Origin of the sequence: Empedobacter sp. GD03861 (assembly GCF_029840885.1) — a bacterium.
Lineage (GTDB): Bacteria > Bacteroidota > Bacteroidia > Flavobacteriales > Weeksellaceae > Empedobacter > Empedobacter falsenii_B.
Genome location: NZ_JAOCDJ010000050.1, coordinates 1 through 12,529, shown reverse-complemented (window position 1 = coordinate 12,529; position 12,529 = coordinate 1). Strand labels below are relative to the sequence as shown.

The 12,529-nt window shown below is 26.1% G+C and carries 14 protein-coding genes; 8 read left to right on the top strand and 6 right to left on the bottom strand.

The window, feature by feature from the left end:
- Positions 1-263: 263 nt before the first annotated feature.
- The gene (locus N5D03_RS13750) at positions 264-1,703 is read left to right on the top strand and encodes a hypothetical protein (protein WP_125350759.1); all 1,440 of its coding nucleotides are present in this window, start codon (positions 264-266) and stop codon (positions 1,701-1,703) included.
- Positions 1,704-1,863: 160 nt separating this feature from the next.
- Positions 1,864-2,031: a hypothetical protein gene (locus N5D03_RS13745; protein WP_185144224.1), complete on the top strand. Its 168-nt coding sequence runs from the start codon at positions 1,864-1,866 to the stop codon at positions 2,029-2,031.
- Between the two features lie 41 nt (positions 2,032-2,072).
- Here N5D03_RS13745 and N5D03_RS13740 read toward each other — a convergent pair whose 3' ends face one another.
- The 6 genes from N5D03_RS13740 to N5D03_RS13715 form a co-directional block, all read right to left on the bottom strand.
- Positions 2,073-3,683: a type IV secretory system conjugative DNA transfer family protein gene (locus tag N5D03_RS13740; RefSeq protein ID WP_280051982.1), complete on the bottom strand. Its 1,611-nt coding sequence runs from the start codon at positions 3,681-3,683 to the stop codon at positions 2,073-2,075.
- A gap of 25 nt (positions 3,684-3,708) precedes the next feature.
- Entirely contained in the window at positions 3,709-4,098 is a 390-nt protein-coding gene (locus tag N5D03_RS13735) for a hypothetical protein (protein WP_125350761.1), read from the bottom strand.
- 58 nt (positions 4,099-4,156) lie between these two features.
- Positions 4,157-5,611, bottom strand: coding sequence for a relaxase/mobilization nuclease domain-containing protein (locus N5D03_RS13730; RefSeq protein ID WP_280051981.1), 1,455 nt, complete (start codon positions 5,609-5,611; stop codon positions 4,157-4,159).
- Between the two features lie 8 nt (positions 5,612-5,619).
- Positions 5,620-5,934, bottom strand: coding sequence for a ribbon-helix-helix protein, CopG family (locus N5D03_RS13725; protein ID WP_125350763.1), 315 nt, complete (start codon positions 5,932-5,934; stop codon positions 5,620-5,622).
- A gap of 696 nt (positions 5,935-6,630) precedes the next feature.
- Positions 6,631-7,218, bottom strand: coding sequence for a hypothetical protein (locus N5D03_RS13720; RefSeq protein ID WP_280051980.1), 588 nt, complete (start codon positions 7,216-7,218; stop codon positions 6,631-6,633).
- Positions 7,219-7,221: 3 nt separating this feature from the next.
- Positions 7,222-7,779, bottom strand: a complete 558-nt coding sequence (locus tag N5D03_RS13715) for a hypothetical protein (RefSeq protein WP_125350765.1) — start codon at positions 7,777-7,779, stop codon at positions 7,222-7,224.
- A gap of 505 nt (positions 7,780-8,284) precedes the next feature.
- Between N5D03_RS13715 and N5D03_RS13710 the strand changes: the two genes are divergently transcribed.
- The 6 genes from N5D03_RS13710 (at position 8,285) to N5D03_RS13685 (ending at position 12,467) form a co-directional block, all read left to right on the top strand.
- Positions 8,285-9,292: a replication initiation protein gene (locus N5D03_RS13710; RefSeq protein WP_125350766.1), complete on the top strand. Its 1,008-nt coding sequence runs from the start codon at positions 8,285-8,287 to the stop codon at positions 9,290-9,292.
- 47 nt (positions 9,293-9,339) lie between these two features.
- Positions 9,340-9,792 (top strand): HTH domain-containing protein, encoded by a 453-nt coding sequence (locus tag N5D03_RS13705; protein WP_125350767.1) that lies wholly within the window; start codon positions 9,340-9,342, stop codon positions 9,790-9,792.
- Positions 9,789-10,013: a hypothetical protein gene (locus tag N5D03_RS13700; protein ID WP_125350768.1), complete on the top strand. Its 225-nt coding sequence runs from the start codon at positions 9,789-9,791 to the stop codon at positions 10,011-10,013. The genes N5D03_RS13705 and N5D03_RS13700 overlap by 4 nt, the downstream gene beginning before the upstream one ends.
- Positions 10,014-10,095: 82 nt before the next feature.
- Positions 10,096-10,359, top strand: a complete 264-nt coding sequence (locus N5D03_RS13695) for a HigA family addiction module antitoxin (protein WP_125350769.1) — start codon at positions 10,096-10,098, stop codon at positions 10,357-10,359.
- Between the two features lie 835 nt (positions 10,360-11,194).
- The gene (locus N5D03_RS13690) at positions 11,195-11,866 is read left to right on the top strand and encodes a DNA-processing protein DprA (protein ID WP_125350770.1); all 672 of its coding nucleotides are present in this window, start codon (positions 11,195-11,197) and stop codon (positions 11,864-11,866) included.
- Entirely contained in the window at positions 11,856-12,467 is a 612-nt protein-coding gene (locus N5D03_RS13685; RefSeq protein ID WP_280051979.1) for a hypothetical protein, read from the top strand. The genes N5D03_RS13690 and N5D03_RS13685 overlap by 11 nt, the downstream gene beginning before the upstream one ends.
- Positions 12,468-12,529: the final 62 nt, after the last annotated feature.

Genomic DNA, 12,529 nt, shown 5'->3' with positions numbered 1-12,529 from the left:
GTTATTAGACGTGTTCTATCCAAATTTTACATTATAGCACTTTTATATAAAATAAAAATTCAAAAGGCTGTTTTTTCTCTATAATTTCTTTTGAAATTTTATAATTTTGTGACATTAATTATTAATTTTTTGGACATTTTTTTTTATTATAATTTTTTTTAAAAAAAATTATACATTTAACAATCAAATACTTAAAGACACAAATAAAGGGTTTAAAAAAAAGACTCGTGACACTGATAAGTAAATATTATAAATAGCGAGGTGTGACAATAGAAAATTATATATTAAAAAATGGACCAACTTTATCAGGAAAAATAATAGAGTTTTATAAAAATAGTGGTGCAAGTGATGAAGCTATTAGAAAACGGATATCTCGCCTAGGAAATACTATTTTAAAAATTAAAGGTTTCTTTAAGAACAACCAAACTTTTCTATATCATAAAGATCAATATAATAAAGACATATTTTATACATCTCTATTATTATCAATGAAAACGGATGCTAAAAAATATTATTCTATTATAATTGCTTTAGATTATCATAAAGGATATATGAAAAAAGATAATTTAGCTTCATATTCTTTTAGCCCTATTAAAAACCTAAAAACTCATAAATCCTTTTCAAACGTAATTAATGATTTAATAAAATTAAATATCATTTATGAAGAGGATGAATATTATACCTTATCTCCTCTTTTTTCAGAATCTTCATCAAATAATTTTAACTATTATAAAGCAATAGAATTAAGTGAAGATCTTTTAGCTAATCATTTCTTTAACTACACTAGGAGTATTGGACTTATTTCATATAATAAAGGCAAATTTCATTCTGAATTCTGCAAGTTTCAATTTGGTTTTACCGCTCCTAGCTATATTTCCGGAATATTAAAAAATGATAAAACTCTACAACCTGCTTTTATTTTAGCAGATTTTTTAATTGGAAGTAATAATAATGAATCTAGTATAGATTTTTTTATTCAAAAAATAAAAATAATAAAATCTCAAACTAAAAATAATTTTATTCCTTTCTTAATTACTAACGTAGTAACTACAGAAGCTTTAAAAAAGTTAAAAGAAAATGGAATTATAATAGGTTTTGTAGATAAAATTTTTGGGAACGAATACACAACACTTCTAGAATCATTAATAAGTATTGTTACAAATGCTGGAGCAGTTTTAAAATCACATCCTGAAGCTTATTTAGATTTATTAAACCAATTAAATAAACTTACTGAAGGTAAAACTAATAATCTAAGAGGCGATTTGTTTGAGTTAGCTGTAGGCTACTACTATAGTAATTATTGTCAAAGTCTAACTATAGGTAAAAAAGCAAATTACAATGGAAATTTTAAAGACATTGATGTTTATGCAGTCTTTCAAGAAAAATTAATTATTTGCGAATGTAAAGCTTATAAAGCTAAAATAGATTTAAAAAAAATAGAAGATTGGATAAGTAATAAAATCCCTTTTATATATAAATCTATTAAACAAAATGATAATGATAAAACTGTTATTTTTGAATTTTGGTCTACTTCTGGCTTTACTGATGAAGCTATAAAACTTCTTGAAGAGAAAAAAAAATCTATTAAGAAATATGAAATTAATTTTTATTCTGAAAAAGATATTCTTAAAAAAGCAGAGGCTTCTAAAACAAAAAAAATTACTGAGATTATGAAAGAATACTTTGTAAATCAGAATGTATAATATCTAAAATTATAATGTTTGATCATGGGTAGTGGAATTTCGCAAATCAATTATTTTTCTTTCTTTTTTACACATAAAATCTCGTTTTTCTTTCAAACTGCGAAATTCCACTACCCAAACTATTTTTATCATATATTTGTATGTACATATATACGATAAAATGAAAGAAAAAACTGATAAAGAACCTACTACAAGGTACATTATGAATTTACCCACAGATATTTATGAGTTTTTAAGATTAAAGGCTTTTCAAGAAAATACAGATATTAAAACTTTGATTGTAGAAGCTTTAAAAAAAGAATATATAAGTAAAAAAAAGAATCAATAAAATATATTGATTCTTTTTTTTACGAAATTCTACTACCCAAATTAACTCATTTTTCTTTGTTTAAGGAACAACTTGGCATCACGTAAAATAACATCTTGAACATCTCTTTTAACTTTGTTATAAGCATTTTTTATATCTCTTTCACTTGTACTTGAAAAACTTAAAATTTCCTCTTTTTTGAAACTCTTATCCATTGGAATTTGAGAAAGACCTTGTTTTATTTCCCCCTCACTTAAAATAGTATAAAAAGAACCTGTTTCTAATTGAGTGACATGTTGAACTTTTACTACATCTGTTTCTCTTGTGCTTATAGTTTTTCCTTTTTGAAAGTCAAGTATTTTAGTTTCTTTATTTATTGAAACTACTCGTTTTTCTTCTTTTCCGAAAATTTCAGATACCCTTTTAGCTGTTGTTGGGTTTGGAGTTCTTCCGTAAAATTGGTTTCCTAAATTTGCTAAAATAGTTTCTGTTTTATCGTTTCCGTAACGATCGTTTAACTGCGCAATATCTTGACAAGCTAAAATAGTAGCAACTTTATTACTTCGAGCTGTTGCAGGAAGTTGCTCTATATTTGGAATATATATTGTAGGAAATTCATCGATCATAAATATAGATTTCTCTTTTCCTTGCCTATTTAATTGCCTTGCCACACTCGTTAATATAACACCCAATAAAGGAGCGTAAGTTTCAGATAATGCAGGATTATTACCCAAACATAATATACCTTTTTTATCACTATCATTTAATCTCAAATCAACCTCATTACCACTTAATAAATAATACACTTCATCAGATAGTATTTTTCCTAACTCTATTTGAAGCGATGAAATTTGTCCTGATAATTGATTTTCTGCTCCACTTTCAAAAGCTGTCATAATAGGGGCTATCATATCTGCACATCTTGGAACACTTGAAAGCTCTGTCAAAACAGTTTCATAGTCCGATACGGCTATAGAAATAGCGTGAGGAATTGTACAATACGATGGGTGTTTTTCTCTTAGATACCAAAAAATTGAAGTTAAAAACGCTACAGCATTATCAAAGAAAAATTCTTTTTTACCAATCATTGACGTATTAAGATTAATCAATAACGAATAAGCAAATTCTCTTGCGTAAGCTTCTTTTGTCATTAATTCAGGAGCAATAGGATTTATTCTATTTGATTTAGTTAAATCATCAAAATTCAAATAATATCTATTTATATCACTATTTTGATAAGCACTTTCAACATATTGAGCTAACTCAGGAAATTTAAAATCATAAACCACACCTGTATATCCTTTTTTTCCTGCTTCTTTTATCAATGGTTCAATCAATGATTTTGATTTTCCTGATCCTGCCCCTCCAGATATAAAAATTCCGGCGAATGGATTTTCTATTTTAGTTTTACCATTTATTATGAATTTCAATTCATCTTCATTTTGATATTGAGGAATTACGCTTTTAGCCAAGTAACCTCCTTTAATTAATAAAGATTTTAAAAACAATTCATAAATAGCCCACCCCACAGCTAAAAACAATAGTAAACCAAAAACTTTAGTTGATTTAAAAAACATAGGAAGAACCATAAAAGCGAGAAAAATTCCCAAAATTATTAATATTGGTTTTTTACAACCTCCTGCTTTATGGTGTTTAATTTCAATTTTTTTCATATTGTAAATTTTAATTTAAAGTAATTTATCGGCTTAAACCTTTGTTATTAAACATTCTTCCCGCTTCTAAAGAAGTTTTCAATTCTCTATTTTTTATTATCTCCGCAAAACGTGAATATTGAGGCTTATTCTGTAGCTCTTTCGCTTTTTGTAAATCAGCAGAGTTTTGTTTTATATTTTTTCTAACCATATCAGTAAAAACCCTGTCTTTGCCTTTAACACTATCTAATTTAAAACCTCGTTGGTTTTTAAAAGTTATGTTATAATTACGAAGAGCATTACTTCTATGAGAAACTTTCATTTGTATACCCCTTTTACTTAATCTCTCTTGTAAATCTTTCATTGATTTACTATTCCTACTCTCATCTAAAATAATGCGTGTAGTGTGCCAAAAATACTCATTTGCTACTGCCATAAATTTGAATTTAGTTAATTAATAAAAATCGTTTAGATAAGATGAAAACATTTTATAATTATCTTCTTAAACCTCTGTTTCTCTTCTGCTCTTGATTTTGGTCTTTAGATTTTTCTTTCTCTCTCTCTTTTATTCGTTCTAAAATTCTTTGCTGTTGTTCTGTCAAATTTTGATTTTGATCGTTTGATAATGATTGTTTTTTTTCCATTTCGTATGTGTTTTTTAAAATTGCTTTTTGTTGTTCTTTCCTTAGTTCAATTTCTCTAATACTTTCGTAATGATTTAACACTTCATATTTTGGAAGTGATGGTGGTTTTGCCTGCATTTGTTTTCGTTTCAGCTCCTCATTTTGTTGAATTATTTCAGATTTATTAAATGATAACAAAGGAACTTTTTTAGGTTCTTGGCTCTTTAGTTCCTTATATTCTTTTAGCTCCAAAACAAATTTTTGCTGCTTAACTTCCAAATCTTCGAAAGATTTTATTTGAATTTTATTTATTTGTTTTTCCTGTTCTGTTTTAGGTTCTTGGCTCTTTAGCTCTTCAATTTTTGATTTTGTATCTATCCCTCTACTTTGTTGGATTACTTTATTTATACTTTCTTCAGTTTGATAAAAAGCTCCTTTTTCTTTATAAATGGTTTCTGCTATTTGATTATTCTTTTTCTCAGTTTGATTATATTCTAAATTTGATTTTAATTGTTTCTCTATTACAGAAGCTTTAAAACCTATATTAATTCCTTTTATAGATGTTTTTTGATAATTAAAAGAACCGCCTGCAAGACCTTTTGAATTAACTTTAAATTCATAATTAATGTTAGATTTTTTTAATTCGGCTTTAAGCTCCTCAGGGTTTGAAACTCTTTTTTGCTGTAAAGCTTCATTTATTTTATCCTGGATAAATTCTTTTTTATTTCCTAAACTTTTGGCTTTATCCTTTGGTTCTTTTATAATGTCTTTTTCAGATCTAACAGTTTTTATTACTCTTTCGTAATTCTTTTCATTGTCTTTATGTACAAACCTCCTTTTTTCAGCTAAAGAATTATCCAATCCTAATTTTTTTTCTGCTTTATCAATTGCAACCTCTAAACGATATTTTGTATAACTATCAGATAATGCCTTTCCGTCTAATCCTACTCTATTTACAATTACATGATAATGGGGATGTGCTTTATCGTTATGTTTTACAATTATATATTGATGATTATCATCTTTAATACCCATATCTCTCATTGTGCTTTTTACAGCTTCAATTCTAACTTTTTCAGGAGTTTTATCTTTTTCATCAAAACTAATAGAATAGTGCATAACAGGTTTTTTAACCTTTGAATTACCTTTTGCAATCTCTGTCATTTCCCTGCCTATATCTTTGTAATTATCAGAATAAATGTTATTTTTTTCAATAATTTCGGGTTGCTTAGTTTTTTCTTCACCTGCATACTTGCCCTGTGCAAGAACATACTCGCTTATTCCTGCAAAACTACTTCCCGAATCATGTATGTTTGCGATTGCCATTTGAAATATTATCTTTTATAATGCTTTTTTAAATCTTGAATTAAAGAATTAAAAACTTCCTCTAATTTCATTGGTTGATTTTTTGTAGAATGCCATAGTTTAATCATCTGATTAAAATTTATTGCTATTCCGTTTAGCATTCTTCTTTCTTCTTGAGTAATAGAAATCACTTCTCCATTTAGTAAAATTCTTCTTGAAAATTCTGAAACACTTAACCCAGCTCTTTTAGCTCTTTTTTGTATTTCTTCTTTTTCTGATTCAGAAATTCTAATTTCAAAACGTATCCTTTTTTTTTCTTTTTCCTGTTCGTTTTCTCCTGCCATTTTTAAAAATTTTAATTCATCTTTTCTAAACGTTTTTAAATAGATTTTAGGCTTGCCGTTAAAAAATCTTAGCCCCCTGCAAGGGCAAGTATTGGGATTTGTAAGTAATGAAGCGTAGCTGAATGTACGGACATTTCCCACTGCTTGCTCCTTACTTTTACGCTAATATAACACTTTTTATGTAACTGCAAAATAATGAAGTTATTAGATGGGATGCACTACCTTTAATATTGATTACGGAAAAGAAAAAAACAAAAAAAAGAAAGCCATTTTTTAAACGAAAGAAGATCAAAAAGTATATAAAAATTAAAACGGCTTTATGCTTTTTTTTAATCTTATGTAATTTTATTTTACTTCAATTTTTGTTATTTTTTTATGCCATCGGTTTATATTTTTTCTAAAAATCTTAAAAAGATCAGCTAAGAACTTTTATAAAAAATTATTTGTAAAGGGTAAATAAATGGAATAAAAAATCTCCACTTTTCAAGTCGTATTTTTTACTCAACCCTTGACAAAAAATTTTATTCTAATTGGAAAGCTTGCTTTCTTTTTTTCGTTTTTCTTTTGAAAAAAATTTAAACCTATCTTTGTGTAAATTTTCATTTTGGAAATTTTAATTTAAAGTAGGGAGCTGTCAATTAATTTTGATGGCTCTTTTTACTCCAAAAAAAACCCTACAAAATGCAGGGTTTAATTTTAATACTTTAAAGGATTCTTTATTTTACCCTCTACGCTTTCAGATTTGATGTTATTTCCATCTTTATCCTCTAAGACAATAGAAACATTATTGTAATCTTTTGGAGCGTATTTAAAGGCTAATTCTTGCGTTATTTTATTTATTAAGCTATCAAACTGAAATTGATTAATAGATTCTCTAAAATATGCCTGATAAAACATATCTTTTCCAATTGGCAAATTTTCCTCAACCGATCGACCTCTATAAAAAATAACTCTTTGAGGAAATCCGTTTTTTTCATCTTTGTAGATATATTTAATTACTAATTGACCAACTGGGGAACTTCCTACTTTATATTCATAGATTTTTTTAAAATCAGGATGAGCAAAATATTGAGTTAATTCTACATCATCAAAAGAAGCGTAAGTATAAAATCCATTCTCAATATATTGTTGCTGTTTTGAATGATCGTTTAAAATAAATTCAAATTTACTTTGACTATCAGGCTTTGAATATTCATCTACTCGTTGTTTTTTAAAATAATTTAATCCGACTAATAATCCAAATACAGCTAAAATACAGATAGCTACAATCTTTTTTGTACTCATAATTTATTTTTTTAAATAGTTAGGAAAATCATTTATATGCTGTTCGAAATTGTAAAACATATTTTTACCATTGTCAAACCTCCAATCTCTACGGAAAATAATTTCTTTTTTATCTGCAGTAGGTAATACCAATTTAAATATATTTTCTAATTCAGTATTGAAATTTTCATCAGTTGGAGAAATAGAAAATGTATAAATTCTATTAGATTCAATTTGATTTAAAATGTAAAATTCTTGCTTCTCTCCTCTTGAATAAAGGACTTGAGAGCCTTTAAGTAATTTTGCAGTTTTCGAAGTTTTTGCAAATGTTACTACGCTCAAATTTTCTTTTTTATTCCAATTCTCATTAAAATAATTTTTAATATCACTTTTTGAAAAATTATGTTCCTGTAATAATTTTTCCCCTCTAAAAGATAATGAATCTTCTCTAATTGTTTCGCTGATCCCTTTTCCTTTTAACTCAGATAAACTTTTATCTAATAATTTTTCTGTAATCGCATTATTTGTAATGCTACAAGAAAACAACGCAAGCAAAGAACTTGCTAAAATGATTTTTTTCATAATGTTATTTTTAATTTAAAAGTATATGCAAATATATACATATATCCGTATATACAAAATAAAAACTATAAATTTTATAATAATTTAAAAATCAATAACTTAGAAAATAAATCCGCGCGCCCCCTGTGCACATAAAAAAGTCACGTCAATTTGTTTTGTTTTTCTATTCCAATGAAAACAGAGAGTTTCAAGACAGCTCCCAAAAGTCAATTTTTCTATGAAAAATTGACTTCCTTATAAACTTTTATACACGATGTTTTTGTATTAATTAAACATAACTTATATACATAACTTATCGAACAAAAGTCAAAAACGGATAAGTATATATATATCATATATATTATAAGGCTTTTGAAAATCTTAACTATGACTTTTTGAATGGGTCACTATGACTTTTTGAATGCTTGCAAAAGCTATAACTATGACTTTTTGAATGGTTATTATGACTTTTATTTTTTTTAAGTCATAATTAAAATATATATTTGTTTTAATAAACACTTAATCAATGAAATCTATTAATAATAAAGAGATACTTCAATCTTATATTTTGACTACAGCTAAATACGATTATACTGTATATGAAAAGAGAATTTTATATAGGATAATTGAAGTTTTACAAGAGTTAATAATACAAAAAACTTTAAATAAAAAATACGATCTAAATATAACAGATAAAAAAGATTTTGATTTTAGTATTCCTCTATCTTCTTTTTTAAAAGATGAATATGATGAAAACTATACACGTGCAAAACAGGCATTGGAAAGTTTAAACAATAAAATTATTAAATATGAAGACGAAGATACATGGGCTATTATTAATTTAATAGAACGACCAGAAATTGTAAAAAGACATAATAATTCTATTGCCAAATTTCGTTTACACCCTCATATTGCAGAATGTTTTTTAGATTTTTCAAAAGGTTATAAAAAATACGAACTAAAAGTAGCTATGCAGTTTGAAAGTGTATTTTCTATGCGTTTTTATGAGTTATTTTCTAATCAAAAAAAACCTATTAATTTTTCTATTGATAGACTAAAAGAAATGTTCCAAGTAACAGATAAGTATAAATTAACTGCAGATTTTATAAAAAGGGTTATAGATCCTGCGAAAAAAGAACTTGACAAATGTTCTCCATATACATTCCATTACGAACAAATAAAAACAGGTCGTAAGATTACAGGCATTCGTTTTATACCTATTCATCAACCTCAATTCGACGACCCTGAATTGAAGAAAAAACATCTAAATAAACAAATGTCAAATCGTTGGTTTATCCCTAAGAATATAGAAGATTATTTAATCTATAATTTTAATTTCACAGATAAAGAATTAAATAATAATCTTAATTTATTTGAGGTTTTATATAATAATTTAACGGAAGAATCTTTATTAGATTTCTTAGTTGAGCTAAGAGAACCATCTTCTTACGCAGATAATCAAAAAGCATTTATAATTGGAGCACTTAAAAAGAAAATGGAGCAAATTGTTGAGGAAAAATATTTAAAAAAATAGATTCTATTTTTGACAAACTTTTGACAAATTTTTGACAAATAAAAAAAATGAAACAATACGACTTAAAAGACTTAGCTAATGAATTAAATATTAGCGAAAGAACCGCAAGGAGATACATAGATGAGCTAATTAACGAAGTTCAAAGCGTTAGAGAAAATAAATACAAATTCTCTTATTTAATTTTTAATTCTATTGTAAATTCAAGACAAACTTTTGACACAGAATTGACAGAAAATGACAAAGGTGTGACAGAATATTTTACAGATGAAGAGTATCAAGAATTTCAAAAAAGACTTATTGAATACCCTATTTTAAAAGAACAAATAGAGAACTCAAAAGAATACCTTAGTACAATTGAGAATCAAATGGAGTACTTTAAAAACGCTTACAATAAACAATTAGATATGCACGAAAATTTAATCCAAAGCGTGAAAAATTTTTCGGACAATTTAACCCAGCGAAACTTTATTGAAGCGAAAGAAAAAGGATTAGACCGATGAAAAGAAAATTAATAGATTTAGACTTAGAAACGGAAAGACGTTTGTCGATCCTTGCAAGCTCAAACGGAATGAGCTTAAAAAAATATATAGAATATATACTTTTTCAGCACGGAAACGACCATATAATTAAAATTGAAAAAGAAGAAAAAAATAAAAAAGCTGCAGTAAAAAATCAGCTCTCTATTTTAGATGAAACTTCTAATAAAAAGGATATAATTTAAGCCAAATATCAAGATTTTTATTTATTGTGTTTATGGCGTTTTTGTATTATTTAAAAGGTAATAAATTTTTAAAATTGTTATTATGACTACTAAAAGAAGTAAAGAACTTAATGTTCACCCATCAGACATATTGAAAGATCTATTAGAAAATGAAAAACTTTCTATTAGCAACTTTTCTAAGTTATTAAATATTTCTCGAGTTACTATGTATAAAGTAATTAATAAGAGAGGTAGTATTACACCAAATTTAGCTATTAGAATAGCTTATGTCTTTGGTGGAAATCCTGATTTTTGGCTAAGATTACAACGTAAATATGATTTAATAAATGCAGAAAAGGGGCGTTAGATTTATAATTGACCGTTTTGGATATGCTTATTCAACGATAAAATGCGGTTTTCAAAGCGTTTTCAAACTCAATTTTACTTATCCAAAACGGCACTCGTTCAAAAACAATTCTTTAGCCTAAAAAATTTAGGTGTATAATATCAATTATGTTTAATAGGTGATTTTTTAAAGCAATTTTCGAGAGCTTTAAAAATAAGTATATTTGGAATGTTAAATTTAAAATCAAAAATGAATAAATTAATTCTTTCATATTTTTTTAATTTCTATAAAGGCTATACTGAAAATAGTTCTTCCAATTTTGAGTACAGGTTTTATTCTATAGCTTCTGTTTTTGTTCTATCTTTCACAATGTTTTCTTCTTTTGTTAGTATAGTTTTAATTTTTAATCTCTTTATAAATTCAATAATTCCTGTGAATAAATACTATCTGTATGTATACTTAATTGTTTTCATATTATTCACATACTATTATATTTTTATTATTAATAAAGTTTCTAATAAGATGTGTATTCCTGAAAGTTATGGAATTAAAATATCAAGAAAAAGTAAGTTTTTTTCATATTCATTTCTAGTAATAAACTTTTTGACAACTGTTCTAATTGCTAAATATATAAAGTAAAGTATCCAATGAAACCTATTTAAATTAGTTCAAATTATTATATTTCGTGTATAATTATAAAACTAAGCTTTCTAAAATGAATAAATTATTCTTATCATCTTCTTTTGTGATGTAGCAAAATATCTAATTAATTTTTGTTTTAGAATAATGATTATGTTTAATAGATGTTTTAAAAATAGTATTAAATACTTTTAATAATAAATAATAAATTTGAATAATGAAAGAAGCTTATAGTTACTTAGCTAAACTTACTGAAATAGAGCAAAAAAATAGTCCGAAGTCTTTTTTTTATGAAGGTGATTATTCTTTATTAGAAAAAGGTAGACGAGTTTCTGTGGTAGGTTCTAGAAAAATTTCAGAATTAGGAATAAGAAGAGCTGAAAAAATCACAAAGTTCCTAGTAGAATCAGGCATTACTGTAGTTAGTGGTTTAGCCGAAGGAGTAGATACTATTGCACATAAAACAGCAATAATAGAAAAAGGGAACACTATCGCTGTTATAGGAACTCCTTTAAATAAATATTATCCTAAAGAGAATCAAAAATTACAAGATTATATTTCTAAAAATCAACTATTAATCTCTCAGTTTCCTGATGGATATCCAATTACAGGCAAGAATTTTCCTATTAGAAATAGATTAATGGCTCTTATAAGTGATGCAACAATTATTATTGAAGCAAGCGAAAAAAGTGGTACTAAACATCAAGGATGGGAAGCTTTACGATTAGGTAGAACAGTTTTTATAATGGAAAATATTATTAAAGATGATTCAATAACTTGGGCAAAAGAAATGCTTAATTATGGTGCTGAAGTTTTGACAAATAAAAATTATAAAGACTTAATTTTTGATCTTCCATTTCTAACAACTAAAGAGGTGTATGAGTTTTAAATTTATGACTTTATTAAAATATTCTTCTAAAGGAAATTCTGAAAATGCAAAAAAATCAAAAGTATTAGTAGGTCTTTGTAAAAATGGGAATATATCATTTGCAGAAAATGTTTCTTCAAAAATAAAAGAATTAAATGCTGAAAATTATTTTGACGACTCTGTTTTAATTCCTATTCCAAGAAGTTCTCCATTAGTACCAGGAGCAGTATTTCCTTCAAAAATTCTTTCTGACAATTTAGTTAAAAATGGATTAGGAAACTCTGTCTACCCCATATTAAACAGAGTTAAATCTATAACTAAATCAAGTAACAATTATTCTGCAGAGACACGTCCTACCATTCCTACTCATTTAGACAGTTTATCGGTAGACCCTATAATAATATTAGAATCCACATTAATATTAATAGATGATGTTTTTACCTTAGGTAGAACTGCAATGGCTTCAGCAATTAAATTAAAAGAAAATTTTCCTAATAAAGATATAAAAATTTTTTGCCCATTTAGAACTAGAAGTTTTTTAGATGATAACATTTTAGTTTCTTTAGAAATGGGAGAAATGACTCTTTCTATAGATGGAAATGGAGTTAAATTACCTAATTAGGAATATAGAGATGAAGTTTGAAACAAATAATAATTGTATTCTTAATTTATATATTGAAAAAC

Coding starts and splice junctions, on each gene's coding strand:
- N5D03_RS13745 (WP_185144224.1), top strand. CDS start 1,864: ATGAAAGAAAAAACTGATAAAGAACCTACTACAAGGTACATTATGAAT.
- N5D03_RS13740 (WP_280051982.1), bottom strand. CDS start 3,683: ATGAAAAAAATTGAAATTAAACACCATAAAGCAGGAGGTTGTAAAAAA.
- N5D03_RS13735 (WP_125350761.1), bottom strand. CDS start 4,098: ATGGCAGTAGCAAATGAGTATTTTTGGCACACTACACGCATTATTTTA.
- N5D03_RS13730 (WP_280051981.1), bottom strand. CDS start 5,611: ATGGCAATCGCAAACATACATGATTCGGGAAGTAGTTTTGCAGGAATA.
- N5D03_RS13725 (WP_125350763.1), bottom strand. CDS start 5,934: ATGGCAGGAGAAAACGAACAGGAAAAAGAAAAAAAAAGGATACGTTTT.
- N5D03_RS13720 (WP_280051980.1), bottom strand. CDS start 7,218: ATGAGTACAAAAAAGATTGTAGCTATCTGTATTTTAGCTGTATTTGGA.
- N5D03_RS13715 (WP_125350765.1), bottom strand. CDS start 7,779: ATGAAAAAAATCATTTTAGCAAGTTCTTTGCTTGCGTTGTTTTCTTGT.
- N5D03_RS13710 (WP_125350766.1), top strand. CDS start 8,285: ATGAAATCTATTAATAATAAAGAGATACTTCAATCTTATATTTTGACT.
- N5D03_RS13705 (WP_125350767.1), top strand. CDS start 9,340: ATGAAACAATACGACTTAAAAGACTTAGCTAATGAATTAAATATTAGC.
- N5D03_RS13700 (WP_125350768.1), top strand. CDS start 9,789: ATGAAAAGAAAATTAATAGATTTAGACTTAGAAACGGAAAGACGTTTG.
- N5D03_RS13695 (WP_125350769.1), top strand. CDS start 10,096: ATGACTACTAAAAGAAGTAAAGAACTTAATGTTCACCCATCAGACATA.
- N5D03_RS13690 (WP_125350770.1), top strand. CDS start 11,195: ATGAAAGAAGCTTATAGTTACTTAGCTAAACTTACTGAAATAGAGCAA.
- N5D03_RS13685 (WP_280051979.1), top strand. CDS start 11,856: ATGAGTTTTAAATTTATGACTTTATTAAAATATTCTTCTAAAGGAAAT.